This is a genomic window from Micromonospora sp. RV43 (assembly GCF_001029515.1).
GTDB lineage: Bacteria > Actinomycetota > Actinomycetes > Mycobacteriales > Micromonosporaceae > Micromonospora > Micromonospora aurantiaca.
In genome coordinates, this window is the sequence record NZ_LEKG01000105.1 from 1 (window position 1) to 25,502 (window position 25,502).

Genomic DNA, 25,502 nt, shown 5'->3' on the forward strand with positions numbered 1-25,502 from the left:
CAGGGACGGGCGGCCGGGCGTCCGGGCCGCGTCGGGCCGGGGCGGCGTGGGCCGGACCGGCGTCGGGCCAGGGCAGGTCGAGCGGAGGCGGCGACGCCGGGGCCGGACGCTCGACCCGGGGGAGGAACGCTGTCGGCTCCTCCCGGCGGTCGTGACCGGTGCGTTCCCGGGGGTCGCCGCCGGTCACCGGGGCACCGTCGCCGACTGCAACGCGGTGGAGTCCTCGAACGCCGGCACGGTGACTGTGGAGACGCGTTCGGCGTACCCGAGCTGGTAGTGGTCGGCCACTTCCTTGAACACCCGCACTCCCTCAGAGGCGGCGAGCGCCCGCTGGAGTTCCGCGGGATCGCCGATTGCCACGATCTTGAAAGGAGGGGAGTACACCCGGCCGTGCAGCAGCAGGGTGTTACCGACGCAGCGTACCGCGCTGGTGCTCAGCACGCGGACGTTCATGATTGACATGGCCTCCGCGCCGCCGGCCCAGAGTGCGTTGACGACCGCCTGGACGTCGCCCTGGTGCACCACCAGGTCGTCGTTGCTGGCGCCCTTCGGTAGCGGCTGGTCGGGCCGGCGGTCGGCGTCGTTCAGTTCGACAGTCACACCGCTGCCGGTGAGCGCGGTGAATCCGGCGGCCTGCCGGCTGGCGGCGGCGCGGTCCCGCTCGGTCTTGATCGGCCCGTCGGCGCCCGCGAGCGCGGCGGTCTGCTCCTCCACCTCGGCGCGGAGCCGGGCGGCCTTCGCCTCGCTGGCGGCGACCTCCTCGCGGCGGTCCTCGATCAGCTGGGTGAGCTGGGGCCGGCGGTCCTCGCGCAGAGAGGTACCGCCCGCGGTGGTGGCGGTGGTGGTGAAGAGCAGGCCCGCCGCAGCGGCGATCAGGGGTACGCCGATGGACCAGCCGGGGCGGCGCTGGCGTGCGCGCCGGGGCAGCAGGGCGGCTGCCGCGCGGCGGAGGACCTTCTGCCAGGAGGCGGCGCCGGACGTGTACTCCACCGGGCGTTCCCTTTCCCGTCGTCTCGTTCCGGCCCGCGCCGGTGCGAGCCGACCTGCTCGACCCGGAAAGTCCGCTCTTTCCGGTTACTGAGTGCACCGGCCTGGCCCCATTCGTGGCCTGGACGGTCCGTCCGGACTACGCTAGCTGTCGAACATTATTGGCCATGGACCGTCGCCCTCGCGCCCGGTTGTCAGGCCGGACGAGGTCGTACCCCCCTCTGGAGAGCGTCGTGCCCAAGTCTCAGGTCCGCAAGAAGAAGGTGTACACCCCGCCGACGGACGTACGTCCGACGGCGACGGCGTCGACGCGCAAGCCTAGCCCGATCTGGCTGCCGGTCACGGCGGTCACGCTGATCGTGGCGGGCATCGGCTGGCTGGTGCTCTACTACCTGTCCGAGCAGGCGTACCCGGTCGCCAGCTGGGGTTACTGGAACCTCGCCGTGGGCTTCGGCGCGATGGTCTCGTCGCTGATCCTGCTCTCCCGCTGGCGCTGATCCGGCGCTGCCCCACCCCGGCGTAGGTCACGCCACGCCGCCCCTGCCCGGCGCTTCGGCGTCGGTCCACCTAAGGTGTGCGCAGGGCGGCGTGGCCTGGTGCGAGAAGACTCACGTTACTGCTGGGTAACCTTGCGCGTAGGCTGCACGGACAAAGCAGCAGACCGGGAGGCCAACTCGATGGGCAGCGTCCAGATCGTCACCACGATCCTCGCGGCCGCCATCACCGCCGTTGCGGTGTGGCTTGCGGTGCGCGCGGTCATGAAGATGACCGCCGTCATCCGGCTCGGCCAGCCCGCGCCGGAGCGGTTCGGCGACAAGGGCGCGCGTACGAAGAAGATGCTGGTGGAGACCGCCGGTCACACCCGCATGCTCAAGTGGAGCGTGGTCGGCGCCGCCCACTGGTTCGTGATGGTCGGCTTCATCGTGCTGTCGCTGCTGGTGCTGGAGGCCTACTTCGAGGTCGTCTCCACCGGCGGTGGGCTGCCGATCATCGGGCACTGGACGATCTTCGGTCTGGTCACCGAGTGGATCGGCATCCTCGGCCTGGTCGGCATCCTGGTGCTGATGGCGATCCGGCTGCGCAACCGGCCCGGCCGCGCGGAGAACCGCTCCCGGTTCACCGGCTCGACCATGTGGCAGGGCTACTTCGTCGAGTGGGTCGTCCTGCTGGTTCTGATCTTCGGGTTCGTGATCCGGGGCTTCAAGGTCGCCACCGACCACTTCGAGTACCCGGTCTGGGCCGCCCCGCTCAGCCACGCGGTCGGCTCGGTCCTCCCGGACTGGGAGGCGGGCGTCAGCGTCGCCGCGCTCATCAAGATCGCCATTTCGATGACCTGGCTCATCGTGATCTCGCTGAACGTCACCATGGGCGTGGCCTGGCACCGCTTCCTGGCCTTCCCGAACATCTTCTTCAAGCGCGACCCGGAGAAGCCGGCCGGTTCCGGCCTGGGCCCGCTGCGCCCGATGACCAGCGAGGGCAAGCCGCTGGACTTCGAGGAGGCCGACCCGGAGAAGGACCAGTTCGGTGTCGCCCAGGTCGAGCAGTTCACCTGGAAGGGCCTGCTCGACTTCAGCACCTGCACCGAGTGCGGTCGCTGCCAGTCGCAGTGCCCCGCCTGGAACACCGGCAAGCCGCTGTCGCCGAAGCTGCTGGTGCTGAGCCTGCGTGACCACGCGTACGCCAAGGCGCCGTACCTGCTGGCCGGTGGCGGCAAGGACCTCACCGGCGAGGAGAAGGCCACGCAGGAGCAGCTGGCCGGCGTGGACGTGCTGGCCATGGCCGAGGCGGACCGGCCGCTGATCGGCACCGCCGAGGAGGGCGGTGTCATCGACCCGGACGTGCTCTGGTCCTGCACCACCTGCGGCGCCTGCGTCGAGCAGTGCCCGGTCGACATCGAGCACGTGGACCACATCGTCGACATGCGCCGCTACCAGGTGCTGATCGAGTCGAGCTTCCCGTCCGAGGCCGGCGTCATGCTCCGCAACCTGGAGAACAAGGGCAACCCGTGGGGCGCCCCGCAGAACACCCGCGAGGACTGGACCAAGGGCCTCGGGTTCGAGGTGCCGCGCGTCGGCGAGGTCGACGACTTCGAGTACCTCTTCTGGGTCGGCTGTGCCGGCGCGTTCGAGGACCGGGCCAAGAAGACCACCCGCGCGGTCGCCACGCTGCTGAACGAGGCGGGCGTCAAGTTCGCCATCCTCGGTGAGGGCGAGACCTGCTCCGGCGACCCGGCGCGCCGCATCGGCAACGAGTTCGTCTTCCAGATGCTGGCCCAGCAGAACGTCGAGACGCTGAACGAGGCGTTCGAGGGCCGGGAGAAGAGCAAGCGCAAGATCGTCGCCACCTGCCCGCACTGCTTCAACACCCTGGGCAACGAGTACGGCCAGCTCGGCGGCGAGTTCGAGGTGGTGCACCACACCCAGCTGCTGGCCCACCTGGTCAGCGCCGGCAAGCTCACCCCGGTGCAGCCGGTCGACGGCGGCGTGACCTACCACGACCCGTGCTACCTGGGCCGCCACAACCGGATCTTCGCCGCCCCGCGCGAGGTGCTCGGCGACTCGATCCAGGGCGAGCTGACCGAGATGCCGCGTAACAGCGAGCGCTCCTTCTGCTGCGGCGCCGGCGGCGCCCGGATGTGGATGGAGGAGAAGATCGGTAAGCGGATCAACGTGGACCGGGTCGAGGAGGCCATGTCCACCGGGGCGAAGACCATCGCGGTCGGCTGCCCGTTCTGCTCGACGATGCTGAACGACGGCGTGAACGGCAAGGGCGCGGGCGAGCAGGTCGAGGTGGTCGACGTGGCGAGCGTGCTGCTGCGCTCGGTCAAGCCGGAGGCCCCGGCCGGTGAGCCGGAGGTCGCGCCGACCGCGAGCTGAGGCGTACCCCGGCAGGAAGCCGGACCACGACGGCGGCGGCACCCGAGCGGTGCCGCCGCCGTCGCCTTCAGCTGGTCGTGGTGGTCATGATGGCGGCGCTCGTCCCGGCCGTCATCGCGACCATAAGCGCGGCCTGCATCTCCTCGATCGCCTTCTTGACGGCGGCCGATGCCCAGTCACCGGCGGCGATCTCGTCGATGCGCGCCTTGACCCGCTCCTTCGGCAGCTCGCGGAAGATCTTGCGGTCCAGGCCGACCGCGCGGGTCAGCGTGAGCAGCGCGGCGGTCCGGGCGTCGACCGGGCCGTCGCCGGTGAGCGCCGCAGCCATCCGCTCCCGGGCCGCCGTCTCCACCGCCGGCTCCGCGCCGGTCGGCGAGGGATAGCGGGTACGCGGGAAGACCAGCAGCACCCGGTCGGACTCCCGACGCAGGACCCCGGCGTCGACGAGCCCGCCGAGCACCCGCTCCGGCAGGCCCTTGGCGAGCTTGCCGATCCAGTCCTTCGGCTTGCGGGGGCGGCCCGATCCGACAGTCGCCAGAGCCTCGTCGAGCAGCGGCACGCCGGTCGGGGTGGGATCGGTGACGACGAGCCGCTTGTCCGCCACCTCCACCCGGCCGGTTAGTGCCAGTTCCAGCAGCACCGCCCCGGCGAGGCCGTAGCCGAGGTGCGGACTGCCGAGCCGGTTCGTGCCGCCGTCGTCGTACGCGAGCAGGACCAGTTCGTCGGTGAGCAGCAGACCGTCCATGCGCACCACGCTACGGGGGGTCCGCCATCGGCGCGCGCGTGCCACAATCACGCGCATCGACGGCCTTCTGCTTCTGACGCTGTTGCCCCTGGTCGGTTTCGTGCTGCTGACCGCCGGCAACGCCTTCTTCGTCGCGGCCGAGTTCGCCCTGGTCACCGTCGACCGGGCGGAGATCGACAGGCGGGCCGACGAGGGCGACGGCCGGGCCGCCACGGTCCGCCGCGCGCTGCGTGAGCTGTCCTTCCAGCTCTCCGGCGCGCAGCTCGGCATCACGCTCACCGCGTTGCTCACCGGCTACCTGGCCGAGCCCGCCCTGGCCCGGCTCTTCGCGCCGCTGCTGCACCCGCTCGGCGGCGCGGAACGCTTCTCCGGCCTGCTCGCGCTGGCGCTGGCCACGCTCATCTCGATGCTGTTCGGCGAGCTGGTGCCGAAGAACCTGGCGCTGGCCCGCCCGATGCCCGCGGCGCTCGCCACCGCCGCGCCGATGCGGGCCTTCTCCCGCACCTTCGGCTGGCTGATCCGGCTGCTGAACGAATCAGCGAACCGGCTGGTGCGCCGCCTCGGCGTGGAGCCGCAGGAGGAGCTGGCGAGCGCCCGGTCCCCGGAGGAGCTGGGCCTGCTCGCCGCCATCTCGGCCCGGGCCGGCGCGCTGCCGCCGGACACCGCGATGCTGCTGCGCCGCACCATCCGCTTCGGCGACAAGCGGGCCGCCGAGGCGATGACGCCCCGGGTGGACGTGACCGCGTTGCGCGCCACCACGACTGTGGCGGAGTTGCTGGAGGCGTCCCGGCGGACCGGCCGGACCCGGTTCCCGGTCTACGAGGAGACGCTCGACCTGGTCACCGGCGTCGCCGGGGTGCCCGACGCGCTGGGTGTGCCGCTGGCCCGCCGCGCGGCCACCACTGTCGCCGCCGTGGCCCGGGAACCGGTGTACGTCCCGGAGAGCCTGAACCTGAACGGGGTGCTGGCCGCGCTCAAGGCCGCCGGGGCGGACCTGGCGATCGTGGTGGACGAGTACGGCGGCACCGACGGCGTGGTGACGGTGGAGGATCTCGTCGAGGAACTGGTCGGGGAGATCGCCGACGAGTTCGACCCGGACGCGGTGGACGGCTTCGGGCCGGTGGAGCTGACGGTGCCCGGCGGCGAGCGCACAGTCCTGACCGACGGCGTGCTGCGCGCCGACGAACTGGTCGAGCAGACCGGGTTCCGGCTGCCCGACGGGCCGTACGAGACGCTCGGCGGGTTCCTCATGGCGCGGCTCGGCCACATCCCGGTGCCGGGCGAGGCGGTCGACGAGGCCGGGTACGAGTTCACTGTGGTGGAGGTCGACCGGCACCGGATCGAGCAGGTGCGGGTGGTACGCCCCGAGGAGCCCGACGGCGGTGCCTGAACTACTCGTCGCGGTGGGGTTGCTGCTCGGCAACGCGTTCTTCGTGGGCAGCGAGTTCGCGCTGATCGCCTCCCGCCGTACGGTCATCGAACCGCTGGCGGCGACGTCGAAGCGGGCCCGGCTGGCGCTGGCGGCCATGAACCAGATCCCGCTGATGATCGCCGGGGCGCAGCTCGGCATCACCGTCTGCTCGCTCGGCCTCGGCGCGATCGCCGAGCCGGCGCTGGCGCACCTGCTGGAGCCGGCGTTCGCCGCGCTGGGGCTGCCCGCCTCGGCGGTGCACCCGGTGTCGTTCGTCATCGCGCTCGCGGTGGTGGTGTTCCTGCACACGGTGGTCGGCGAGATGGTGCCGAAGAACATCACGCTCGCCGGGCCGGAGCCGTCGGCGCTCTGGCTCGGCCCGGCCATGCTGGCGTTCTGCCTGGCCACCAAGCCGCTGCTGCTGGCGATGAAGTGGGCGTCCCGGCAGGTGCTGCGGTGGTGGCGGGTGGAGGCGACCGATGCGGTGAAGACCGTGTTCACCGCCGAGGAACTGGCCGGGCTGGTGTCCCAGGCGCGTACCGAGGGGTTGCTGGACGCCGAGGAGCACGCCCGGATCACGGGCGCGCTGGCCCTGCACAGCCGTACCGCGGCGGACGCGCTGCAACCCTGGTCCACTGTGACCACGGTGGCCGAGGACGTCTCACCGGCGTCGCTGGAGGTGCTGGCGACCCGTACCGGCCGGTCCCGCTTCCCGGTGGTGCAGCGGTCCACCCGTCGGGTGCTCGGTTTCGTGCACGTCAAGGACGTGCTCGGGTACGCCGGGGCGAGCCGCCGCGCGCCCGTGCCGGCCGAGATCTACCGGCCGCTGGCTGTGGTGCCGCCGGACCGTACGCTCGCCGATCTGCTGCTGGCGATGCGCCGCGAACGCCGCCACATGGTGCTGGTCAGCGACGGACGCAGGCCGATGGGTGTGGTGACGCTCGACGACGTATTGACAGCCATCGTCGGAAGATGAATTGAATACCCTTGGTGTGCAACCGATTGCGGATACGTGATTGAACAAAGGGTCGCCTTGATTCCATCGGACGCCTTCCCTAATGTGAGGCACCGACCGCTGTGGGTCGTCTGCCTCGACCTTCCCTCTCGCGAGGCGCCCGGCGGTCGGTTGCAAAGGAGTCCGTGCCGGTGGCAACCACGCCCCCTCAACGTCACGCCCCGAGCGCTCCACCCGGCCGGCGGGCCGGGTTCCGACGGGTGGTACACGGTCTGGTCACCCTGGTCGCGGCCGCCGCGGTCGGCGCCGGAATGCTGACCGCCCCGGCGCACGCGGCGCCGTCGGTGGACGAGATCGACGCGCAGATCGACAAGCAGTGGCAGCAGCTCGAACCCACCATCGAGCAGTTCAACAAGGTCCGCTCGCAGCTTCGCGCCAACCAGAAGAAGTCCAAGGCGCTGAAGGACAAGATGGTGCCGCTGGAGCTGGCCTCCACGCTCGCCATGAACAAGGTCGGCGACATCGCGGCCCGCTACTACATCCAGGGCCCGTCGCAGGAGCTGGGTGCGCTGCTGGTGAACTCCAAGCCGGGCGCGCTGGCCGAGCAGCTGGTCATGCTGGACCGGATCGCCGAGGACCAGCGCCGCCAGATCGCCGGTGTGCTCAAGGTGCGCGACGAGTACAACAAGCAGAAGGAGAAGCTCGACGCGCTGATCGCGCTGGAGATCAAGCAGCAGAACGATCTCGCGGCGAAGAAGAAGCAGATCGACTCGGAGATCAAGCGGCTGACCGCCATGCTGCCGGTGACCTCGATCCGCCCGGCAGGCTGCCCCGCCGTCGACGGCGTGGTGAGCAGCGCCGCGCGGACCGCCATCAAGACGGCGTGCGCCCAGGTCGGTGACCCGTACGTGTGGGGCGCCACCGGCCCGAACTCGTTCGACTGCTCCGGTCTCACCCAGTACGCGTACAAGGCGGCGGGCATCTCGCTGACCCACTTCACCGGCGCGCAGTGGAACGAGGGCCGCAGGATCTCCCGCTCCGAGGCCCGCCCCGGTGACCTGGTGTTCTTCGGTTCCGACCTGCACCACGTCGGGCTCTATCTCGGCAACGGGGTGATGGTGCACGCGCCACGTACCGGCAAACCGGTCCAGGTGTCGAGCATCAGCACGATGCCGATCGCCGGCTTCGTCCGGGTCGCCTGACCCGGAGCCCTGGCAGCGGGAAGGCCCCCGGTCCACGCGGACCGGGGGCCTTCCCGTGTGCGGTGCCGGGTCAGCGCGGCGCGCCGACCGGGGACGGCAGGATCAGCACGTCGTCCAGGTTCACGAACATGATCCGGTGACCGAACTGGACCTGCACGTAGCGGTTCTCGCCGCGGACCACGGTCCGGTCACCCGGTGCCGAACCGTCGAACGAGACCGCCCGGTAGTACTCGCCGGGCAGCACCCCGCCCACCGCGTACCGCTGGCCGGCGGCGAACGTGTACTGAAGCGGCGAGATGGTCTGGTACGGGATGGTGTCCGGGTAGGCGGCCTGCTCCGGGTAGGCCCGCCCGTACACCGGGATGGTGGCCTTGCCGGGCCGCGGCGTCACGACGAAGCCGGTGGCCCACTTGGCCGTCGGCGCGGAGGCCGGGTTGAGGAACCACGCCTTCTGGCCGAGGTACCAGATCGCCGTCCAGTCGCCCTGGCGGCCGGCGAGCGCGTACGTCTGACCGGCGGAGGCGCGGGCGCCGTGGTCGGAGATGTACATGGTGTCCGGCGTGCCGTCCGGGCGCAGCCCGAGGTCGTTGACGAGCGGGGCGTCCGGGCTCGGCGCGGTCCGCAGGATCACCGACGAGGAGCCGCGCGACGGGCACGGCTGCGCCGGCGGCCGGGGCGTCGGGACGCCCGGCGGCTGCTGGTTGCAGCCGAAGAACGCCGGCCGGTTGGTGGCGAAGTCCGGATCGATGGTGACCAGGCCGGTACGGGGCGTGCCGGTGCTGCGGAACGGCGCCTTCATCAGGTCGAAGTAGTGCGACCAGTCCCAGTACGGTCCCGGATCCCAGTGCATGCCGCCCACCGCGCCGGCGTTGATGCCGGGCACGTTGTCGTGGCCGATGATGTGCTGCCGGTCCATCGGGATGCCGAGCTTCAGCGCCAGGTGCCGCACCAGCTTGGCGGAGGTGCGGTACATCGCCTCGGTGTACCAGGTGCCCTGACCGGCGAAGCCCTCGTGCTCCAGGCCGATGGACTTGGCGTTGACGTACCAGTTGCCGGCGTGCCAGCCGACGTCCTTGGTCTTGATGTGCTGGGCGATGTAGCCGTCCACCGAGCGCAGCGTGTAGTGCCAGCCCAGGTAGTCGGCCCGCTTCACCAGGTCGACGCTCGGGCCGAAGTAGCCCTCGGTGTCGTGGATGACGATGTACTCGATCTTCTGCTGCTTCGGCCGGTCGCCCAGGTCGTGGTTGCCGTAGTCGCCCGGGTCGTCGCTGAGCTGCTCGTAGGGCGCGGGAATCCACTCGCAGGCCAGCCGTACCGGGCACTCCAGCCCGTCCGGCCGCTCGGCGTTGCGCAGGCCGAGTCGGGCCAGGCGGGAACGGTCCGGCTTCGCGGCGGTGGCGGCGAGCGTGACCCGCTGGCCGTCGTCGGTGGTGCGGCTGGCGCCCTGGCCGAGTTGGTCGTAGACCTCGTCGGCGAAGGCCGCCGCGGCGTCCGAGGTGTCCGCGCCGGAGTACCGGGCCACCGCGCCGTACCAGGCCGCCGGGTCGGTGCCGGCGCCGACCGGCCCACCCAGAGCCTTCTGGTACGACGCCAGCAGCGCGGCGCCACCGCGGATGTTCGCGGCCGGGTCGGTGCGCAGCGTGCCCGCGTCGAGCCCGGTGAGCGCGGCGGCGGCGTCGAGCGTCTGGAGCGAGGCCGGCGGCAGCGGGGTCTCCCGCTCCGGCGCGGCGGCGGTGGCCGGGTCGAGCTTCAGCGGCCGGGAGTCGTCGCCGCGCGGGTCCTCGTCCTCGTCGACGTGGGCGCTGCCGGGCATGGCGAGGATGTGCGCGGCGTCGGTCAGGTGCATCGGGCCGTAGCCGCCGCTGGTGCTCGGCTGCCCGGTGTGGGTGTCCCAGCGGGACTCCAGATAGGAGACACCGAGCAGCACGTTCTGCGGTACGCCGTACTCGGCCGCGGCGGCGGCGTATTGTTGTTGCCTGTCGCTCGCGGGCGCGGACGTGTCCGGCGCGGCGGTCACCGGGCCGGTCGTCGCCAGCGCGGTGGCTGTCGCCACTGCGGCGGCGAGCAGTATCCGTCTGCCCGACGGCGGGGCGGAGAGGCGCATCGAACCTCCTGGACAGGGATGGGGGTCACTGCGTTTCCACCCTCACTCCGCACACCCGCGAGGGTCAATACCTTTCCAGTGAGTAATCAGTCTTGAAAGAAAATTTCACCTCCGACCGGGGTGTGGTGCCTCATCGCGTACGGAGTGTCACGGCGCTGGAAGTTGCGGATCGATAACGGTGGTCCCTACTCTGGTGAATCGTCGGCCGCACGTCTCACCGTCCAACCCGGTCGGTGACGGTCCGACACCGCCGAGTCGCCTCCGGGCGAGCCGGGGAACCAGGTACCTGGGGTGAATCCGCAGCGATGCGGTAGGGCGGCTCCCTTCCCGCCCGAATCCGTCAGCTAACCCGGTAGGCGGTACGGAAGAAGGAGTACGGACGCCCGGTGGCACTCCATGCCCCGCGGCCGTCGTCGAGCCGGTCGGTCGACCGCTCCACGACTGTGCCGCGTACCCGCTGGTCCCGCTTCACCACAGCCCTCGCCGCCCTCGTCGGCACCGCAGTCGTCCTGACCGGCGGCGCCACGGCGGCACACGCCGAACCCTCGGTCGCCGAGATCGAGGCGCAGATCGACCGCGACTGGAACAAACTCGAACCGGTCATCGAACAGGTCAACGCCGTACGTGAGCAGCTCGCCGCGCGGCGCAAGCAGGCCGACGCGCTCGGCCGGCAGATCGCACCCCTCCAGGCCCGGGTGGACGCCGCGCTCGGCCAGGTCGGCGGACTCGCCGCCGACGCCTACAAGGGTGACAACCTCTCCACCGTCAACGCGCTGCTGGGCAGCCGCTCACCCGGTGACCTGGTCAACGGCCTGGAACTGCTCGACCGCTTCGCGCACCGCCAGCACGAGCAGGTGCGCTCCGTCGCCGCGCTGCGCGACGAACTGGCGGCGAAGAAGAAGCCGCTGGACGAGATGATCGCCGGACTGGCGCGTACCGAGGCCCAGCTCGCGGCGAAGAAGAAGCAGATCGACGCCGAGATCGCCCGGCTGCAGAAGCTGCGGCTCAAGGTGTACGGCAACGGTGGCGGCGGCCCGCTGCGCCCGGCGCCCTGCCCCGCCGGTTACCCCGGTGGCGCGGCCGGAGCGGCGGTCAAGTTCGCCTGCGCCCAGATCGGCAAGATCTACGTGTGGGGCGCGGCCGGGCCGGATCACTTCGACTGCTCGGGCCTGACCATGGCGGCCTGGGCCAAGGGCGGTGTCTCGCTGCCGCACAACGCGCGCCAGCAGCACGGCATGACGAAGCGGGTGAGCCGGGCCGAGCTGCGCGCCGGTGACCTCGTCTTCTACTACAGCGACCTGCACCACGTGGCGATGTACGTGGGCGACGGCTGGGTGGTGCACGCCTCCCAGTCCGGCAAGCCCATCACCATGAAGCGGGTCGACGACGGCGACATCAACAGCTACGGCCGGGTGTAAGGAAGGGCCCCCTCTTAACGCCTCCGGTAGAGGAGGGGGCCCTTATTAACAACTGTGGGCGCCGTCAGCGGGTCGGCCAGGTGCGCCAGCTCTGCCAGGATCGGCTCGGCGTCGGTCCGCGCTGCCCCTGGTAACGCGACCCGTAGACGGCCGAGCCGTACGGGTGCTCGGCCGGCGAGGAGAGCCGGAAGATGCAGAGCTGGCCGATCTTCATGCCCGGCCAGAGCGTGATCGGCAGGTTCGCCACGTTCGACAGCTCCAGCGTGACGTGACCGGAGAAACCCGGGTCGATGAAGCCGGCGGTCGAGTGGGTCAGCAGCCCCAGCCGCCCGAGGCTCGACTTGCCCTCCAGCCGGCCGGCGAGCTGGTCACCCAGCGAGATCACCTCAAGGGTGGAGGCGAGCACGAACTCGCCCGGGTGCAGCACGAACGGCTGCCCCTCCGGCACCTCCACCATCGAGGTCAGGTCGTCCTGCTGGATCGACGGGTCGATGTGCGTGTAGAGGTGGTTGTTGAAGACCCGGAACAGCCGGTCCAGGCGTACGTCGATGCTCGACGGCTGCACCAGCGTGGGCTCGAAGGGCTCCAGCGCGAGCGTGCCGGCCTTGATCTCGGAGACCAGGTCGCGGTCGGAGAGCAGCATCGGAACACCATAGCGACAGGTGCCGGTGACCTGCGTGTCGCACTACATCTTCGTACACGTGTTCGATAGAGTGTCCACATGGCTTCCTGGTCCGAATTCGCCGCCGACGAGCCCCGCCTCGCCGCCGAGATCCGCCTCCTGATGCAGCAGTACGGGCCGGGCTTCGGCTATCTCGCCACGGTCCGCGCCGACGGCGGGCCCCGGGTGCACCCGGTCTCCCCGGTGTTCACCGCCGACGGCCTCTGGTGCTTCGTCATCGACTCGCCGAAGCGCCGCGACCTCGAACGCGACGGCCGCTACGCGCTGCACTCGTTCCCGCCGGAGGAGAGCGACGACGAGGCGTATGTCGCAGGCCGCGCCCGGCCGGTGACCGACCCCGCCACGGTGGCCCGCCTGGCCCGGATCGGCCGCGCGTCACCGCAGGGCGACTGGCGGCTGTTCGAGTTCACCGTCGAGGCGGCGATGCTGACCCGCCGTGATCCGGTGGCCCAGCCCGGCGCCGCCCCGCCGCAGGTGCGGGTCTGGCTCGATCCGCGCGCGGCCGAACCCGCCCGGCGTGACCCGCTCGCCGCCGAGGGTCGGCGTGGCCGGCACGGCTTCGACACCCGCCGCCCGGCCGCCTGACCCGGCCCACGACGAAACGGTGCCGGCCCCGTCCGAGGACAGGGCCGGCACCGGTACGCGGTACGACGGTCAGGCTGCGCGGTAGGCGTTCCACGCGGTGAGCATGCGGCTCGCCTGGCCGGCGGTGAACTGGTACATGCAGGAGTCGTACGTGTAGTCCATGAAGTTGGTGATCGGGTCCTTGCCGGCGGTCGAGCAGGTGTCGCGGCCGGTCGGGCACTGGTACGCCGGGGACGCCTCGGCCGGGGTGTCGGAGACGCTGTCGCCCGAGCCGGAGCAGCCGCCCTGGAAGGTGTGGTAGAGGTTCAGCCAGTGGCCGACCTCGTGGGTGCCGGTGTCACCCTGGTTGTAGTTGGTCGCGGTGCCGCCGGGCAGCGACTCGTTCAGCACGACCACGCCGTCCATCTTGTCCAGCGTCCGCTTCGGGAACGTCGCCCAGCCCAGCAGGCCGTTGCTCAGCTCGCCGAGGTAGATGTTCAGCGTGTTCTTGCCGCCCTCACGCAGCGAGGTCTTCATCGAGCGCTCGGCGGAGGAGCCCTGCACGATCGGGTACCACGACGGGTTCGTCACCCGGTTGATCTTCGTGAGCTGGAACCCGAAAGCGGTGGCGGCGCCGCCGGTCGAGCCCGCGTACGACTGGTTCAGCACGGTGATCTGCTGGTTGATCATCGAGTCGGTGATGTTGCCGCCGGCCCGGGTGCTGTTCTCCTGGATGACGTGCACGACGACCGGGATGGTCACGGTGGCCAGCGGGGCGACGGCGCCGGTCCGGAAGCTTGCCCGCTCGCGCTGCGCGGCGGCGAGGTCGGCCTCACGGTCACGGACCTGCTTGGCGGTCAGGTGGTTGGGGTCGAGCTTGGCGTTGCCACCCTTCGCGACGCGCGCGTTCGCGTGTTCGTCGGCGTGGGCGTCGGCCGGCTCGGCGCAGACGCCGGCCGGGGCGGCCGAGAAGGCCGAAGCAGCGGGGACGACGCCGACGGCGGCGGTGCTGAGCAGCAGCGCGAGGGTCGACGTCGCGACACCGGCGGTACGCCGGGTCAGCAGGTTGGGACGGAGTCCCATGGGCCCACCTCTTTCTGACGGCGTGCCAGGGGGTGTGTCACGCCGGTTCGGAAACGTGGGGCAGACGTTACATCCCATCGACGCATTTGAGAACGCCCATACGTGGCCGACGTTGGTGCTTGATCCACTCCAGCTCGGGGAGGTGGCGGGGTCAACCGCTCGTCGATACCGCCACCTCGCCGAAGTGGCGCGCGGGCACCTGGATGCACAGGGGTGGTGACCTTCAGGTAGAGTGGTGCCGCCTGCGGGTGTAGTTCAATGGCAGAACATCAGCTTCCCAAGCTGACAGTGCGGGTTCGATTCCCGTCACCCGCTCCAACCGAAGGCCCTGACCGGGACGCGAGTCCGGTCAGGGCCTTCGATGTTCCACGGACCACCTGTCCCGTGGTTGGTAGGCCGCGGCCCCACTAGCGATGGAGGGGACGTCGTGGGCCGATCTGATCAGCCTCACGAACGGCGTGACCGTGACCGCCAGGCGCGGTTCCGGCTGCCTGATCCAGTTCCCGACAACCCCGAGCGACACCGGGTATCCGGGGCGTGGCCGAGCCACGCGACGCCTGACGCTCCGGTGATGATGCAGGTGCCCGAGGTGGGCGTCTTTGTGAGGGCACTGCTACCCGTGAAGCTGACAGGTGCTTCAGCGCCGCCTTATCTCAGAACCTCCGGCTCCGCGGGGGCTGCTGGCTGCTCCGGTTGAGCCATGAAGCGCAGTTTGTTGGGGCGGACACCTCAGACGCGGCAGGGTGCTCCGGGATCGGGGAGTGTTGATGAAGTCGATGAATGACGTGTTCAACGAGGCAGTGGACTACGGGGCCGAGGGCGTTGTGCCGGTCGGCACGCCCGTCGGGGTGGAAAAGCTCTCGCACGTACACCGTGTCTTCAATGCTGTCATGGGTGGCGGCCTGGGTTTCGCGGTGGAAGTTCTCGAGCCGGACGATTTCCGGCGTGCTGTGGAAGGCTTTCGATACCTCGACCTCGGCGAGGTCGCGAACCTCCTCGCGGAACTGGTCGACAGTTACGGAAGTTCTGATTATGACGTCCGGAAGGAAGAGATCCTGGACGGCCTGCTCGTCGGCGCGCTGGTCGACGACGCTTTTCGGAGGAAGGTTTCTCAGGCTCCGTCCGACTTCGGGTTCGACGGCTCAGTTCTTCAAGATCCTGCTGCGCAGCAACGTCAGCTCAGGTAGTAGGCGGCTCTCCATCGGGCTTGCTCGGCTATGGAGAAGTTGTCGAAGTCACCGGCGGCCTCGCAGTCGAGCAGGTAGCGGAGCGCCTCTGTCGCATCGTCGGAGCCGTCGGCATCCAGGTATGCCTTGGTGGCGTCCAGTCCTGCTCCGCAGAGTAGTTGGACGTCGATCGAGCAGTGGGCATCCCAGCTCGATTCCTTGGCCTGCCAGATGACGAGCACATCGCTGAGTCGGCCGGCGTTGAACAGTTGCAGGCAGCACAGCTTCATGAGTTCGGTGTCCTGGTCGTGCTGATCGAGGTCTGCCTGGGCCCGGAGCATCTCGCGGATGTGAGGCACGGCGGCGCCGGTCGGTCGCAGGCCGTAGCGGCGAACGCTCTCGTCGTCGTTCACGGTTCTCCCTCGCTCGACCTGGCGCCGTCCGCAGGCGCCGCCGGACGCCGGGCGTGGAGCCGGCGAGGTCGGACGCCTCGGACCATGCCACGGCGTCGTGCTCGCCCGGGCCGTCAGCGGAGATCGTCACCGGCACATTCTGACCCACGTGGATCTTCCGGGAGCCGCGTGAGAGGCCGCCGCTCGACGGCCGTCGTCGGTACGATCGCGCGATCTCGATCTGTTGATCATGCTGGAGGGAACCATGCAACTGCGCCTGAAGTACGCGCCCGTACCGGAGAACGCAGCCCGGTTCGCGGGCGACATCGTGGTGTCAGCGGCCCAGGTCAGCGCTGTGCACCTGGACTACACGCCGGACAGCCTGACGTCCGTGGACGCCATCCTCGACGGCTTTCGGGCCGAGGGCCTCACCGCTGGACAGGTGGCAGAGACTCTCTTCGGCTTCGGTTGCTATGTCGGCGAGGTGCTGACCCGGCATGCGGGTGGACGGTGGCGCGCAACGACGGCAGACGAACTGGCCGTCGTCGGATGGCCCATGGTGGTCGAGCTCGCCGGGCAGGGCTGGTGCAATCCGATCGCGAAGGCCTTCAAGCGCCTGGAGAACGGTCCGGAGGACAGCCTTCGGTACTTCTATGCCGTGTTCGCACCGGGCGGCGCCCGCTAGCGAGGGCGCGTAGCGCTGATCTCGCCCCCACCGTCGACGGATCGACTGACACAATGCGGCGTGCGCTCGCGTCTACGGTTGATCAGGGTGACGACGACTGGGGTCCAGGTACGGGAGACGGCCACCGTCGACCTGCCGACGAGCGCGGAGGCGGCCTTCGGCTTCATGGAGGATCCGGCCTCGTTGGTGGTGCTGGACGACTCGATTGAGATCGGCGTCACCCTGCCCGGACCGAAGGGAGCCGGCGAGATCCAGGCGTTCGTGCATCGGAGCCCCGACGGTCGACTGGGGATCATGCACGAGGTCGTCGAGGTCGAACCGGGGCGTCGTGCCGTCACCCGTACGTTGACTTCCGGATACTCCAGCGGCGGCGTGCTCACCGTTGTGCCGCTCGGGCCCGACTCGTGCCGTCTCACCCAGGAGATCTGGGCGGAGCTTCCGGCAGGCGTACTGGTGGGGGTTGATGCGCAGTTGCGCCACGAGTACCGGACGTGGCTCGCGGAGCTGATGCGGCGGCTCACCGCCTGGGCTGCTCACGCGCCCCGGTGCCGGTAGGTGCAGCCATTGCTCTCAGGCGCGAGCGTGGCCGGAGCTGGCTGGAGTCGAAGAACTCCTGTGGCACCTAGTGGTGCCGGACCTTCGCGCGGTAAGGCTGCTGATTGAAAGCAGCGCTACTTGGGCTGATCGCCGTTCGAGAGCTGACCGGCGTGGTCGACGAAGGACGTGAGGTGCGTCGACTTGGCAGCAGAGCTGACGCGGGACGAGGCCATCGCCCTCGTCGAGCGGATCATGAGTGTCGACTACGCGGACGAGGGTGAGCTGGGCGGCTGGCTGGACCAACTTGAGCGAGACCTCGTCTGCCCAGGCGGCTACGTCTCCAACCTGATCTACTGGAGCGACCCCGAGTTGACGGCTGCCGAGGTGGTTGACCGAGCCTTGGCCTACCAGCCGATCCAGATGCGGTCCACGCCATGGACGTAGCCGTCGCGAGGGCTATTTGTCCCACCGATCGGCGTAGGGCAGGGCGAGCAGGCCAATGTGATCAAGCACGTCGCTCGACGCGTTGTGTTCCCGTAGTGGGATCGGCGCATGTCGTATCACCCACAGCGACAGCGCGGCACCCCACGTGTCCTCCTTGTGCCAACTCGACCAGGGGAGCCTGTCGACCACCAGGTCGTCCACCCACTCCTCCACGGCCGTGACCAGCCGTCGTCGGGCCACCGCGTCGACCAACGACTCCGTCCAGACGGCCAACCACGGGCTGAGCGTGGTGGTGGTCTCGGCAACGAACGCCAGCGCCTCATGGGCGGGCACCTTCGCGTCGGGCTCGACCAGGATGTGCAGCCACCAGGCGTCCAGGAACTCCCGCAGAGCGTCCCGCTGCCCCTTGGGCCATTCCTGCCAGCGGGCGGTGGTGAACAAGTACCCGAGGCTGTCCATCCCGGCCATGGGCATCACTCGGCCGGCCACGAGGCTCCGGGTCAGTTGGGGCAGGATCCGGCGCAGCAGCGGGCCGGGATAGCGCCAGTCCGTGGTCCAGTACGTGCGACGGAGCAGGTCCTCGTCGAGCGGCACGTCCGGCGTCTTCAGCAGTGCCAGTTCCTCTGCGCTGCCCCAGTGGCACTCGCAGTTGGACTCCTGCCGGTGCGCCGTCATGCCCTGGAACGTGGCGGCCGCACCCGCCAGCGCCTTCTCCAGGAGGTCGCTTACCTCAGTCCGATCGGGGATCATGGCGAATCCGCCTTCGAGGACTCCGGAGGCGTACGCCTGCCGAAGAGAGTGATCTTACGGTGAAGGCGAGGTGGGACGTGCACCCGACCAACGATCATCTGCCGGAGGAAGCCGAATGACACCGAATGCTTCGCCGACCGTGGATCGACTCGCCGGCCTGTTCGACTGGGACGGGGCGACGGAGACGGAGATCGACTGGACGGCTCTCACCGAGGCGGCAGGCCATCCCTTTCCCGAGGACTACCGACGCTTCGTCGAGCGCTTCCCACACGGCAGCATCGGCTTCCTGGAAGTGCTTCATCCTTCCGACTGGGGCGTACCGGAATTCCTCCGGTACGCGCGGAACTGGCATCACGTGATGAACAAGAGGGCGGAGTGCACAGGAGGGTTCCCGTACCACTTCGGCACCTCACCGGGAGACCTCCGGGTCTGGGGAGCCGTGAACTTCGACTATCTGCTCTGCTGGCACCTGGACGACGGTCCTCCCGAGCAGTGGCCGACGGTGGTCTGCGATACCGCCCTGATCGACCCGCCCGAGCCCTACGCCGGCACTGCCACCGCATTGCTTGTCGAGATCGCGGAACTGAGGAACCCGGTGCCGGTGATCGGGTACGTCACGGAGATCGACGGGGTGCCCTTCAGGCTCGTCCGGCACGAGTAGTGCGGGTCCACTGGCCCGGACGGATCCAGGTCTGCCCGTCGCCGGGCCGGACCCGCACGGAGTCGCCCAGGTCCAAGGCGGCGAGCACCCCGAAGACGGCGTCCAGGACGGCTCGTCGGTCCGCCGTCACAAGGACGTCGACGTCGAGGTGGGAGCCGTACTCGCTTGTTCCGGCACCGGTCACCTCGCCGCGCCCGACGAGAGCCTCGTTGAGGGCGTCTTCGAGGTCGTCGCGATCGATGTCGATTCGCCCGTCGATGACCAGTTCCACGAAATCCATCACGTACACCTCGGCGATGAGTTGCGGGTCGTTGACGGGTCTGACGGGGGACGAGCGGAAACCGGAGGAGCGGACCCATGGGCAAGCTGATCGTGACAGAGTTCCTGACCCTCGACGGCGTGGCGCAGGCGCCCGGTGAGCCCGACGAGGACCGCGAGGGCGGATTCAGCCACGGCGGCTGGCAGATGCCGCTGCTCGACGAGAAGTCCGGCGCGGTGATGTTCCAGCAGGCGAGCAGCATGGACGCGCTGCTGCTGGGCCGCAAGACGTACGACATCTTCGCCGGCTACTGGCCGAAGGCGCCTGCGGACATCCCCTTCACCGGCCTGCTGAACGGTGTGCCGAAGTACGTGGCCAGCCGCACACTCGCCGAGCCGCTCACCTGGACGAACTCGTCCCTGGTAAAAGGTGACCTCGCCGAGCGCGTCACCGAGATGAACGGCCGCCACGGCGAGGTCCACGTGATCGGCAGCCTGGACCTGGTGCAGTCGCTGCTGCGCCTCGGCCTGGTCGACCGGCTCAACCTGTGGGTGTACCCGGTGGTGCTCGGCACCGGCAAGCGCCTGTTCGGCGAGGGGACGGTGCCGAGCGCGTTGCGGCTCACCGAGTCGGTCACCCACGCCCACGGCACGCTGCAACTGACGTACGAGCCGGCCGGAGCGCCCACCTACGGGGACGCAGCGGCGTAGGGCGCGCGGAGGTCGAGCACGTGCCGCAGGCCGGGCTCCCCGTCCAGATCCACCTCGCAGCCGGACACCGAACCGCTGCGCACCGAACCGTCGTGCACCGAATCGCCGCGCTCCGAGCCGTCGAGCACGAAACCGGCGCGCTTGAGCACCGCCAGCGAGGCCGGGTTCGCCAGGGCCGCCGCGGCGACCAGCCGGCGCAGCCCGTACTCGGTGCGGGCCAGTTCGCAGACGCGCCGTACGCCTTCACCCGCGAGCCCGCGCCCGGCGGCGTGTTCGGCCACCCGGTAGCCCAGTTCGGCGCTGCCGCCTGCGACGTCGACCAGGTTGAACCGCCCGAGCACGGCGCCGTGGTCGCCGACCAGCACGTGGAAGTGGCAGGTGCCGCGTTCCTGCTCGTCCAGCAGGGCCGCGTGCCGGGCGGCGTACCCGGTGAAGAAGTCGTCGCCCCGGTCGGGGACGTACCGGGCGAAGTAGGCCCGGTTCTCCCGCTCGAACCGCAGCACGGCGGGTGCGTGGTGGGCGGCGAGTCGTTCCAGCTCCGGCATCGGACCAGGTTAGGCGTCGGCCGGGTAGCAGCGCAGTTCGATTGTGTTGCCGTCCGGGTCGCTGACGTAGATCGAGGTGGCGGTGCCGCGCGCCCCGAAGCGCGGTACCGGGCCGGTCAGCACGGTGAAGACGCCGGAGTCGACCACCCCCTGCCAGTCGACCGGCTCCACCACGAGGCAGAAGTGGTCCACGTTGGACCCGGTCGGGTCGCCCTCGATCAGGTCGATGATGGTGCCGGCGTCGACGCGTACGGAGGGGAACGGCACCTCACCGGCCCGCCACCTGTCGACCCGCACCGGGGCCAGGCCGAGCGTGCCGCAGTAGAAGTCGAGGGAACGCTCGACGTCGCTCACCGAGAGGACGAGGTGGTCGAAACCGGTCACCGTCACGAGATGGTTGTGCATGCCGTCAACCCTGGTCCGGCGCGCCGTCCGGACCAACCCCGATCCGGACTACGATCGTTGACCCGCAGGCAACGACGGAGGTGCTCCGGTGCTGGAGCGGTACGAGGTCGAGACGTTCCTGACCCTGGCCGAGGAACTGCATTTCGGGCGGACCGCCGAGCGGCTGCGGGTGAGCACCGGCCGGGTCAGCCACGTGGTGCGCAAGCTGGAACGCCGCATCGGCGCGCCGCTGTTCGAGCGGACCAGCCGGGTCGTCCGGCTCACCCCGATCGGCGCCCGCCTGGCCGAGGAGATGCGCCCGTTGGTGGCCGGCATCGAGGCGGCTGTGCAGCGGGCCGTCGACGCCGGGCGCGGGCTCACCGGTGAGCTGCGGGTGGCGTACGTGGGTGAGTCGACAGCTCCGGTGCTGCTGCGCGCGGTGGCCCTGTTCACCGAGCGCCACCCGGACTGCGAGGTGCACGTGCACGAGGCGCCGCTGGCCAGCACCCGGTCGAGCCTGCGGGACGGCACGATCGACGTGTTGATCGCCTCGTACCCCTTCGACGGCATGGCGAACGGCCCGGTGCTGCTGCGCGAGCGCCGGGTGCTCGCGGTGGCCGCTGATCATCCGCTGGCGGCCGAGGAGTCGGTGTCGCTGGAGGTGCTGGGCGACCATCCGGTGGTGCAGTACCCGGCGGTGACGTCGGCCGCGTTCAAGCAGGACCGCACGCCGGACCGCACCCCGTCCGGCCGCCCGGTGCCGAAGGGCCCGGTGGGCGGCAGCTTCTCGGAGATGCTGGCGCTCGTCGCGATGGGGCGCGGGGTGCTGCCGGTGGGCGAGCAGGCCCGGCAGTTCTACGCCCGCCCGGACGTGGCCTACGTGCCGATCCACGACGCGCCGCCGATCTGTCGCGGTCCGGTGTGGCCGGCCGGGAACAGCACTTCCCGGGTACGTGAGTTCGTCCGCGCGGCTGCTGACGCCAACCCGCTGCCGCCGGACTGACCTCGTCGTACCCGGCTGGCAGCATCGGCGGGATGCGGGACGAGATCCGGGCACTGGTCGAGGAACTGTCACCGGGAGACGAACTGGAGGCGCGGCACCGGGAGGCGGCGCTGACCTGGCTGGCCGGCACGGATGACGTCTTCCGCCGGGTCAAGCCGCGTACGCCGTCGCCGCACCTGGTCGCGTACTTCCTGCTCCGCGACCCGGCCGACGGCGCGGTGCTGCTCGTCGACCACCGCCTCGCGGGGATGTGGCTGCCCAGCGGCGGTCACGTCGAACCCGGTGAGCACCCGGCCGACACGGTGCGCCGCGAACTGCGGGAGGAACTGGGCGTGGCGGCGGTCTTCGCGCCGCCGTTCGGCGAGCGCCCGGCGTTCCTCACCGTCACCGAGACGGTCGGCCCGCCCGAGCACCGGCACACCGACGTGAGCCTCTGGTACGTGTTGGACTCGCACCGTGACCAGCGGTTCACGCCCGATCCGGTGGAGTTCGCGGGCATCCGCTGGTGGACGCCGGCCGAGGTGAACGAGGCGCCGACCGGCACGATCGAGCCGCATCTGGGCCGGATGCTGGCCAAACTGGCGACAACGACGCCTTGACCCGTCCCCTGCGGCAAGGCCCAGCGTGACCGGTGCCGGTCGCGGTGACCGGCACGAGGAGCGCGAGGGAGGCACGGTGCGACTGCTGACCATCGGCGCGTTCGCCCGCGCGACCGGCCTGAGCGCCAAGGCGCTGCGCATCTACGACGACTGCGGGCTGCTGCCCCCTGCTGCTGTGGACCCGCACTCGGGCTACCGCTACTACGCGCCGGAGCAGGCGGACCGCGCACGGCTGATCGCCGGGCTGCGCCGGGCCGGGATGCCGCTGGCCGAGATCCGTACCGTCTGCGGCCTGCCGCCCGCTGCCGCCGCCGAGGCGCTCGACGCCTGGTGGCGGCGGGTCAGCGCGGACACCGCGGCGCGCGGCCGGGCCGTCGCGCTCCTCGTCGACAGGCTCAGCGAGAGGGGCACCACCATGTCCGAGACCACCTTCCGGTACGCGACGCGCTGCGAGACCGGCACGGTCCGCGACTCCAACGAGGACACCGCGTACGCGAGCGCGGCGCTGCTCGCGGTCGCCGACGGCGTACGCGGTCCCGCCGGGTCCACTGCCGGCGCGGCGGCGGTGGACGCGCTGCGGCCGTTGGAGCAGGCGGACGCGCCGGGGGCCGATCTGCTCGCCGCGCTTGCCGACGCGGTGAACCGGGCCGACCGGGCGGTACGCGCGCACGCCACCGACGCCGACCAGCCCGCCACCACGCTCACCGCGCTCGTGCGACGTGGCACCCGGCTCGCGCTGGTGCACGTCGGGGACAGCCGGGCGTACCTGCTGCGCGGCGGCGAGCTGTCCCGGCTCACCCAGGACCACACGTACGTGCAGACGCTCGTCGACCAGGGGCGGCTCACGCCGGCCGAGGCCCTGGCGCATCCGCAGCGCGCGCTGTTGGCCCGGGCACTCGGCGCGGGCGCGGAGGTGGAGGCGGACCTGGCGCTGCGTACCGCGCTGCCCGGCGACCGCTACCTGCTCTGCTCCGACGGCCTCTCCGCGGTGGTGGAACCGGGCGCGCTGCACGCCGCGCTGGCGGAGGCGGACGATCCGGAGAGCGCCGTCGAGCGCCTGGTCGAACAGGCGTACGCGGCCGGCGCGCCGGACAACATCGCCTGCGTGGTGGCCGACCTGGCGGCGTGATCCCCCGCGACCCGGGCCGGGATGTCCGGCCCGGGTCGTACCCTGGCGATCATGCGAATCGGCATCGTGATCCTGCCCGACCAGCGTTGGTCGGAAGCGCGTCGGCGGTGGGCCCAGGTGGACGAGTGGGGCTTCGACCACGCCTGGACCTACGACCACCTGGGCTGGCGTGACCTGGTCGACGGGCCGTGGTTCGACTCGTGGACGACGCTGACCGCGGCGGCCGGCGTGACGTCCCGGGTGAAGCTCGGGACGCTCGTGGCGTCGCCGAACTTCCGGCACCCGGCGGCGTTCGCCAGGCAGGTGACCGCGCTCGACGACGTGTCGGACGGCCGGGTGCTGCTCGGCCTGGGTGCGGGCGGCATCGGCTTCGACTCGGCGGTGCTCGGCGGCGAGACGCTGCCGCCCCGGCAGCGCGTGGACCGGTTCGCCGAGTTCACCGAGCTGCTCGACCTGATTCTGCGGGAGGACGGCACGACCTGGCGCGGGGAGTGGTTCACCGCCGTGGACGCGCGTAACAACCCGGGTTGCGTCCAGCAGCCCCGGGTGCCGTTCGTGATGGCCGCGAACGGTCCCCGCTCGATGCGGCTGGTCGCCCGGTTCGGGCAGGGCTGGGTCACCACCGGGCTCGGCGGCGACGACATCGAGGCGTGGTGGGGCACGGTGGCGGAGCTGTCGGACCGGATGACCCGGACGCTGGAGCAGGCCGGCCGTGACCCGGCGACGCTCGACCGCTACCTGTCGCTCGACTCCGCGCCGGTGTTCTCGCTCACCAGCGCCGACTTCCTCGCCGAGCAGGTGGCCCGGGCGGCCCGGCTGGGCTTCACCGACGTGGTGACGCACTGGCCCCGGGCCAGCAGCTGGTACGCGGGCGACGAGGCCGTGCTGGTGGAGGCGGCGGCGCTGCTGCCGGAGCTGCGCCGGGCCGGCTAGGTGCCGACGCTGCCCTCGGTGGAGACCAGCCGGAACCGGAGGCAGACGATCCGGGTGTCGTCGGTGACCGGGGTGCGCTGCCGGGCCCAGTAGGCGCCGTGGCCCTCGCGCCACTCCTCGATCGACCGGTCGCCCTCGCCCTCGGCGCGGGCGAAGTCCCACGGCACGTCGGCGAAGCGCACCACCTCGACGCCGGTGACCTCCACGACGCCGACGAGCGCGTCGTTGTCGTCGACCAGGACCAGTCGCTCGCCGACGTACTCCAGTTCCTCGTTCTCGTCGTCGTACTCCTGGACCAGCCCGGCGGTGGCGGTCTTCGCGCCGGAGAGGACGAGGGTGTTGAGCCGGGTACGCAGCTCGCCGGGCGTGCCGAGGGCGAGTGCGCGCAATCCACCGATGCGGGGCCACATGCCGCCGACGCTACGGCATGCTCCGCCACCGCCGACGGGCTCACGGCAGGTCGGCGCCGGTGAGCAGGGCGCGCAGCCTGAGCCGTGCGGCGACCTCGGGCGGGCAGGTCGCGACCAGTGCGGCGGCCCCGATCAGGCCGGCCCCGGCGTCCCGGACGACCCGGCACAGCGCGTCCAGTTGCGCGCCGGTGTCGACCCAGTCGTCGACGAGCAGCACCCGGTCGCCGGGGTTCAGCCGCCGGCCGTCCACGCCGACCCGCAGCCGCCGTCCCCGGTAGTCGGGAGGCGTCTCGGCCCAGCGCGTCGGCCCGGCCCGGCGTCGCTCGCCGCCGTCCTTGTACGCGGGCAGGAAACCGGCTCCGGCGGCGACCGCCACCAGTGGGCCGAGCAGCAGCCCGGTCACCTCGGGGGCGATCACGACGGTCGGGCGGTCCTCGGGGAACAGCCCGGCCAGGGCCGGCCCGACCTGGGCGAGCACGTCGGGGTCACGCCACCAGCCGGAGATGTCGCTGACCAGGTGGGTGCTGCCCGGGCCGGGGTCGATCCACTCGAACAGCTCGACCAGGCGACGACTCAGCACGGTTTCCATCCTGGCGGATCGGTGGGCCGTTCGGCCGATCGACAGTGGCGTGATCGGCTACACGTACCAGGGTAAATGCGGGCATAGCACCATGATCACGTTGACTTCGGAAGTGCTTCTCTCGTTACGGTCCGGGCCGGTTTGTTCAGTTGACGAAAGGACCGGGCCGGTGGCTGCTAGGCACCTTCGTACCCGCAAGTTCTCCTCGCCCGCCGCCATCGCCGCGACCGCGGCGGTCGGCGTGGCGCTCGCGGTCGGCGGTACCGTCGGCGCCGTGCGGCTCACCTC

Annotated in this window: 29 protein-coding genes, 1 tRNA gene, 2 pseudogenes and 1 riboswitch; of the genes and pseudogenes, 19 read left to right on the forward strand and 13 right to left on the reverse strand. The window is 70.8% G+C overall.

The annotated features are described in order from the left end of the window. Window positions 1-187: pseudogene (locus ABD52_RS23265) on the reverse strand (hypothetical protein); the annotation flags it as partial. Further along, window positions 184-990 carry a DUF881 domain-containing protein gene (locus ABD52_RS23270; protein WP_047893226.1) on the reverse strand — a complete coding sequence of 269 codons (807 nt, stop codon included), beginning with the start codon at window positions 988-990 and terminating at the stop codon, window positions 184-186. The gene ABD52_RS23270 and the pseudogene ABD52_RS23265, both read right to left, overlap by 4 nt. A 230-nt stretch (window positions 991-1,220) precedes the next feature. Between ABD52_RS23270 and ABD52_RS23275 the strand changes: the two genes are divergently transcribed. Both ABD52_RS23275 and ABD52_RS23280 read left to right on the forward strand, forming a co-directional pair. Then, on the forward strand, window positions 1,221-1,484 hold the full coding sequence (locus ABD52_RS23275; protein ID WP_013283316.1) for a cell division protein CrgA: 264 nt from the start codon (window positions 1,221-1,223) through the stop codon (window positions 1,482-1,484). Window positions 1,485-1,664: 180 nt separating this feature from the next. Beyond that, on the forward strand, window positions 1,665-3,863 hold the full coding sequence (locus ABD52_RS23280) for a (Fe-S)-binding protein (RefSeq protein WP_013283317.1): 2,199 nt from the start codon (window positions 1,665-1,667) through the stop codon (window positions 3,861-3,863). A gap of 67 nt (window positions 3,864-3,930) precedes the next feature. Here ABD52_RS23280 and ABD52_RS23285 read toward each other — a convergent pair whose 3' ends face one another. Then, on the reverse strand, window positions 3,931-4,608 hold the full coding sequence (locus ABD52_RS23285; protein WP_235437536.1) for a GPP34 family phosphoprotein: 678 nt from the start codon (window positions 4,606-4,608) through the stop codon (window positions 3,931-3,933). Between the two features lie 82 nt (window positions 4,609-4,690). Between ABD52_RS23285 and ABD52_RS23290 the strand changes: the two genes are divergently transcribed. The 3 genes from ABD52_RS23290 (at window position 4,691) to ABD52_RS23300 (ending at window position 8,176) form a co-directional block, all read left to right on the forward strand. Beyond that, a complete protein-coding gene (locus ABD52_RS23290; RefSeq protein WP_013473367.1) occupies window positions 4,691-5,998 on the forward strand; it encodes a hemolysin family protein in 1,308 nt (435 codons plus the stop codon). Further along, the gene (locus ABD52_RS23295; protein ID WP_013473368.1) at window positions 5,991-6,995 is read left to right on the forward strand and encodes a hemolysin family protein; all 1,005 of its coding nucleotides are present in this window, start codon (window positions 5,991-5,993) and stop codon (window positions 6,993-6,995) included. The genes ABD52_RS23290 and ABD52_RS23295 overlap by 8 nt, the downstream gene beginning before the upstream one ends. A gap of 170 nt (window positions 6,996-7,165) precedes the next feature. Further along, the gene (locus ABD52_RS23300) at window positions 7,166-8,176 is read left to right on the forward strand and encodes a C40 family peptidase (RefSeq protein WP_013283321.1); all 1,011 of its coding nucleotides are present in this window, start codon (window positions 7,166-7,168) and stop codon (window positions 8,174-8,176) included. A gap of 70 nt (window positions 8,177-8,246) precedes the next feature. Here the strand turns inward: ABD52_RS23300 and ABD52_RS23305 are convergent, their stop codons facing one another. Continuing rightward, on the reverse strand, window positions 8,247-10,280 hold the full coding sequence (locus ABD52_RS23305; protein WP_047893227.1) for an N-acetylmuramoyl-L-alanine amidase: 2,034 nt from the start codon (window positions 10,278-10,280) through the stop codon (window positions 8,247-8,249). A gap of 238 nt (window positions 10,281-10,518) precedes the next feature. Then, a riboswitch (cyclic di-AMP (ydaO/yuaA leader) is annotated at window positions 10,519-10,653 on the forward strand. Between the two features lie 13 nt (window positions 10,654-10,666). Between ABD52_RS23305 and ABD52_RS23310 the strand changes: the two genes are divergently transcribed. Further along, on the forward strand, window positions 10,667-11,698 hold the full coding sequence (locus ABD52_RS23310) for an NlpC/P60 family protein (RefSeq protein ID WP_047893228.1): 1,032 nt from the start codon (window positions 10,667-10,669) through the stop codon (window positions 11,696-11,698). A gap of 64 nt (window positions 11,699-11,762) precedes the next feature. Here the strand turns inward: ABD52_RS23310 and dcd are convergent, their stop codons facing one another. Beyond that, the gene (gene dcd / locus ABD52_RS23315) at window positions 11,763-12,341 is read right to left on the reverse strand and encodes a dCTP deaminase (protein ID WP_013283324.1); all 579 of its coding nucleotides are present in this window, start codon (window positions 12,339-12,341) and stop codon (window positions 11,763-11,765) included. A 78-nt stretch (window positions 12,342-12,419) separates the two neighbouring features. On the opposite strand from dcd, the gene ABD52_RS23320 reads away from it, so the two are divergent. Then, window positions 12,420-12,965 carry a pyridoxamine 5'-phosphate oxidase family protein gene (locus tag ABD52_RS23320; RefSeq protein ID WP_047893229.1) on the forward strand — a complete coding sequence of 182 codons (546 nt, stop codon included), beginning with the start codon at window positions 12,420-12,422 and terminating at the stop codon, window positions 12,963-12,965. Window positions 12,966-13,034: 69 nt separating this feature from the next. Here ABD52_RS23320 and ABD52_RS23325 read toward each other — a convergent pair whose 3' ends face one another. Then, the gene (locus ABD52_RS23325) at window positions 13,035-14,027 is read right to left on the reverse strand and encodes a zinc metalloprotease (RefSeq protein ID WP_013283326.1); all 993 of its coding nucleotides are present in this window, start codon (window positions 14,025-14,027) and stop codon (window positions 13,035-13,037) included. 244 nt (window positions 14,028-14,271) lie between these two features. Here ABD52_RS23325 and ABD52_RS23330 point away from each other — a divergent pair. Both ABD52_RS23330 and ABD52_RS23335 read left to right on the forward strand, forming a co-directional pair. Continuing rightward, window positions 14,272-14,345 (forward strand) — tRNA-Gly (locus ABD52_RS23330). A 449-nt stretch (window positions 14,346-14,794) separates the two neighbouring features. Continuing rightward, window positions 14,795-15,214 carry a hypothetical protein gene (locus ABD52_RS23335; protein WP_013473373.1) on the forward strand — a complete coding sequence of 140 codons (420 nt, stop codon included), beginning with the start codon at window positions 14,795-14,797 and terminating at the stop codon, window positions 15,212-15,214. Here ABD52_RS23335 and ABD52_RS23340 read toward each other — a convergent pair. Beyond that, entirely contained in the window at window positions 15,202-15,606 is a 405-nt protein-coding gene (locus ABD52_RS23340; RefSeq protein ID WP_047893230.1) for a hypothetical protein, read from the reverse strand. The genes ABD52_RS23335 and ABD52_RS23340 overlap by 13 nt on opposite strands. Window positions 15,607-15,850: 244 nt before the next feature. On the opposite strand from ABD52_RS23340, the gene ABD52_RS23345 reads away from it, so the two are divergent. The 3 genes from ABD52_RS23345 (at window position 15,851) to ABD52_RS23355 (ending at window position 17,251) form a co-directional block, all read left to right on the forward strand. Further along, complete coding sequence (locus ABD52_RS23345; RefSeq protein ID WP_013473374.1) at window positions 15,851-16,270, forward strand: hypothetical protein; 420 nt, start codon at window positions 15,851-15,853, stop codon at window positions 16,268-16,270. An 87-nt stretch (window positions 16,271-16,357) separates the two neighbouring features. Then, a complete protein-coding gene (locus ABD52_RS23350) occupies window positions 16,358-16,825 on the forward strand; it encodes an SRPBCC family protein (RefSeq protein ID WP_013473375.1) in 468 nt (155 codons plus the stop codon). 183 nt (window positions 16,826-17,008) lie between these two features. Continuing rightward, complete coding sequence (locus tag ABD52_RS23355; RefSeq protein WP_013473376.1) at window positions 17,009-17,251, forward strand: hypothetical protein; 243 nt, start codon at window positions 17,009-17,011, stop codon at window positions 17,249-17,251. A 12-nt stretch (window positions 17,252-17,263) separates the two neighbouring features. Here ABD52_RS23355 and ABD52_RS23360 read toward each other — a convergent pair whose 3' ends face one another. Further along, entirely contained in the window at window positions 17,264-18,001 is a 738-nt protein-coding gene (locus tag ABD52_RS23360) for a hypothetical protein (RefSeq protein ID WP_047893231.1), read from the reverse strand. A gap of 139 nt (window positions 18,002-18,140) precedes the next feature. Between ABD52_RS23360 and ABD52_RS23365 the strand changes: the two genes are divergently transcribed. Continuing rightward, window positions 18,141-18,662, forward strand: coding sequence for an SMI1/KNR4 family protein (locus ABD52_RS23365; RefSeq protein ID WP_235437537.1), 522 nt, complete (start codon window positions 18,141-18,143; stop codon window positions 18,660-18,662). Here ABD52_RS23365 and ABD52_RS23370 read toward each other — a convergent pair. Next, complete coding sequence (locus ABD52_RS23370; protein ID WP_047893238.1) at window positions 18,640-18,942, reverse strand: hypothetical protein; 303 nt, start codon at window positions 18,940-18,942, stop codon at window positions 18,640-18,642. The genes ABD52_RS23365 and ABD52_RS23370 overlap by 23 nt on opposite strands. Window positions 18,943-19,019: 77 nt before the next feature. On the opposite strand from ABD52_RS23370, the gene ABD52_RS23375 reads away from it, so the two are divergent. Continuing rightward, entirely contained in the window at window positions 19,020-19,631 is a 612-nt protein-coding gene (locus tag ABD52_RS23375; RefSeq protein WP_013283333.1) for a dihydrofolate reductase family protein, read from the forward strand. On the opposite strand, the gene ABD52_RS23380 is transcribed toward ABD52_RS23375, so the two are convergent. Together ABD52_RS23380 and ABD52_RS23385 are read right to left on the reverse strand one after the other, a co-directional pair. Further along, window positions 19,610-20,176: a GNAT family N-acetyltransferase gene (locus tag ABD52_RS23380; RefSeq protein ID WP_047893232.1), complete on the reverse strand. Its 567-nt coding sequence runs from the start codon at window positions 20,174-20,176 to the stop codon at window positions 19,610-19,612. The two genes, ABD52_RS23375 and ABD52_RS23380, sit on opposite strands and share 22 nt — an antisense overlap. A 9-nt stretch (window positions 20,177-20,185) precedes the next feature. Then, the gene (locus ABD52_RS23385) at window positions 20,186-20,581 is read right to left on the reverse strand and encodes a VOC family protein (RefSeq protein WP_047893233.1); all 396 of its coding nucleotides are present in this window, start codon (window positions 20,579-20,581) and stop codon (window positions 20,186-20,188) included. A gap of 88 nt (window positions 20,582-20,669) precedes the next feature. On the opposite strand from ABD52_RS23385, the gene ABD52_RS23390 reads away from it, so the two are divergent. From ABD52_RS23390 to ABD52_RS23405, 4 genes are all read left to right on the forward strand, one after another. Next, window positions 20,670-21,563 carry a LysR family transcriptional regulator gene (locus ABD52_RS23390; RefSeq protein WP_047893234.1) on the forward strand — a complete coding sequence of 298 codons (894 nt, stop codon included), beginning with the start codon at window positions 20,670-20,672 and terminating at the stop codon, window positions 21,561-21,563. 32 nt (window positions 21,564-21,595) lie between these two features. Next, window positions 21,596-22,162, forward strand: coding sequence for an NUDIX hydrolase (locus ABD52_RS23395; protein WP_053065474.1), 567 nt, complete (start codon window positions 21,596-21,598; stop codon window positions 22,160-22,162). A gap of 76 nt (window positions 22,163-22,238) precedes the next feature. Beyond that, window positions 22,239-23,291: a MerR family transcriptional regulator gene (locus ABD52_RS23400; protein WP_047893239.1), complete on the forward strand. Its 1,053-nt coding sequence runs from the start codon at window positions 22,239-22,241 to the stop codon at window positions 23,289-23,291. A gap of 21 nt (window positions 23,292-23,312) precedes the next feature. Continuing rightward, window positions 23,313-24,224, forward strand: a complete 912-nt coding sequence (locus ABD52_RS23405; protein ID WP_013473385.1) for an LLM class flavin-dependent oxidoreductase — start codon at window positions 23,313-23,315, stop codon at window positions 24,222-24,224. Here the strand turns inward: ABD52_RS23405 and ABD52_RS23410 are convergent. Together ABD52_RS23410 and ABD52_RS23415 are read right to left on the reverse strand one after the other, a co-directional pair. After that, window positions 24,221-24,634, reverse strand: a complete 414-nt coding sequence (locus tag ABD52_RS23410; RefSeq protein ID WP_013473386.1) for an ASCH domain-containing protein — start codon at window positions 24,632-24,634, stop codon at window positions 24,221-24,223. The genes ABD52_RS23405 and ABD52_RS23410 overlap by 4 nt on opposite strands. A gap of 40 nt (window positions 24,635-24,674) precedes the next feature. Then, window positions 24,675-25,223, reverse strand: a complete 549-nt coding sequence (locus ABD52_RS23415; RefSeq protein WP_200905229.1) for a phosphoribosyltransferase family protein — start codon at window positions 25,221-25,223, stop codon at window positions 24,675-24,677. 160 nt (window positions 25,224-25,383) lie between these two features. Between ABD52_RS23415 and ABD52_RS41600 the strand changes: the two are divergent. Beyond that, window positions 25,384-25,502, forward strand: a pseudogene (locus ABD52_RS41600) (septal ring lytic transglycosylase RlpA family lipoprotein); the annotation flags it as partial.